This window comes from Neisseria sp. 19428wB4_WF04, assembly GCF_015235335.1.
GTDB lineage: Bacteria > Pseudomonadota > Gammaproteobacteria > Burkholderiales > Neisseriaceae > Neisseria > Neisseria musculi.
Map to the genome: position 1 here is coordinate 1 of NZ_JADGLG010000245.1, position 243 is coordinate 243.

Below are 243 nucleotides of genomic sequence, written 5' to 3' on the forward strand. Positions count from 1 at the left end.
CGCACAGCGGCGCAATTAGTTAGCGTCAATAAAAATACCGCTGCCTATTACTTCCACCGTTTGCGCTTACTTATCTATCACAACAGCCCGCATCTGGAAATGCTTGATGGTGAAGTAGAAGTTGATGAAAGCTATTTTGGCGGACAACGCAAAGGCAAACGTGGTCGCGGTGCGGCTGGCAAAGTGGCTGTATTCGGGCTTTTGAAGCGTAATGGTAAGGTTTACACCGTTGCCGTACCCAAT

Annotated in this window: 1 protein-coding gene; it reads left to right on the forward strand. The window is 48.6% G+C overall.

Annotated features, from left to right (window positions below):
• A partial coding sequence (locus IR141_RS13175) for a transposase (RefSeq protein WP_135037878.1) occupies positions 1-243 on the forward strand: 243 nt, incomplete at both ends.